This window comes from Micromonospora sp. NPDC047620 (assembly GCF_043205005.1).
Taxonomy (GTDB): Bacteria; Actinomycetota; Actinomycetes; order Mycobacteriales; family Micromonosporaceae; genus Micromonospora.
Map to the genome: position 1 here is coordinate 1 of NZ_JBIDDG010000109.1, position 1,486 is coordinate 1,486.

At 69.7% G+C, this 1,486-nt stretch carries 2 protein-coding genes; both read left to right on the plus strand.

What is annotated here, in order from left to right:
* A partial coding sequence (locus ACGF5C_RS34515; RefSeq protein WP_393308578.1) for a polyketide synthase occupies positions 1 to 1,073 on the plus strand: 1,073 nt, incomplete at its 5' end.
* Positions 1,066 to 1,486 (plus strand): acyltransferase domain-containing protein (locus ACGF5C_RS34520; protein WP_393308580.1); only part of this gene is annotated, 421 nt, incomplete at its 3' end. The genes ACGF5C_RS34515 and ACGF5C_RS34520, both read left to right, overlap by 8 nt.

Genomic DNA, 1,486 nt, shown 5'->3' on the forward strand with positions numbered 1-1,486 from the left:
TCGATCCGATGTTCTTCGGCATCACACCGCGCGAGGCGGTCGCGATGGATCCGCAGCAGCGGGTGGCGCTGCGGGTGGCCTGGCGGGCGCTGGAGAACGCCGGCATCAATCCCGCGGCCATCGACGGTGACGAGGTGGGCTGCTATATGGGCGCCTCGCCGACCGAATACGGTCCGCACAGTGCCGAGGTCAACGACTATTCCGGCTATCGTGCGGCCGGTGCGGCGCTGGGAGCGGTGGCCGGGCGGATCTCCAACTGCCTCGGCCTCGGCGGCCCGTCGATCGTGGTCGACACCGCCTGTGCCTCGTCGCTGTCTGCGCTGCATATGGCGGCGGCGGCGATCCGCGCCGGGGAATGTGACTGGGCGCTGGCCGGTGCGGTCTGTGTAATGGGTTCGCCCGCCGCGTTCTTCGAATTCTCCAAGAACAACGCGCTGGCCGCGGACGGGCAGTGCAAACCGTATTCCGATGCCGCCGACGGCACGCTCTGGGGTGAGGGCGCGGGGGTGGTCGTGCTGGAACGCGAATCGCGGGCCCGCGCGGCCGGTCGCCGGATCTACGGCCGATTGCTCGCCACCCGGGTCAACCACAACGGCGCCGGAGCGCCGATCGCCGTGCCTAGCAGCCGCGCGCAGGAGCGACTGATCCGCGCGACGGTTGCGGCAGCGGATATTTCACCCGAGGTCGTCGGCATGATCGAAGGCCACGGCACCGCGACGGCGGTCGGCGATCCGCTGGAACTCGAGGCGCTGGACCGCGTCTACGGATCGGGCTCCGCGCGCCTGGGCTCGGTGAAATCGAATCTGGGCCACGCACAGGCGGCGGCGGGCATGCTCGGGTTGATCAAGGTGCTGCTCAGTGGTCTGCACGGACAGATCGCGCCGACCCGCTTCGCCGACAATCCGACCGGCAAGGTGGATTGGGACGCGACCGGCTTGCGGCTGGCGGCGAAACTCGAGGACTGGCAGCCGCACGACGGCGTGCGCTACGGGGCGGTGTCGTCGTTCGGGGTGTCGGGCACGAATGCCCATGCGCTGCTGGCCATTCCGGCCGAAGGGGAGAGTCATGTCTAGCTACCGCCTGCCCGACGGCAGCGTCCCGATCCTGCTGTCCAGCGACAACCCGGATCTGCTGGGACGGGAGGCGGCCGCCGTCGCGGACTACCTCGCCGACCATTCCGAGGTGACTCCGGACCGCCTGGCCGACATGCTGTTTCGCACCCGCTCACCGCGCCGCCATCGCGCTGTGGTGATTGCGGATGCGCAGACCGATGTGATCGCCGCGCTGCGTGCCGTCGCCGACGGCCGCCCGCATCCGGCGGTGGTGCGATCGGAGCGCGCCGCGACCGCGCAGCGCGTGGCCTACGTCTTTCCCGGCCAGGGCAGCCAGCACCCCGGTATGGGCGCGATGCTCTACGAGCACTCGTCGGCCTATCGCGATGCTGTCGACGAGTGCGACAAGGTCTTTCACGATCTCTACGGCTGGT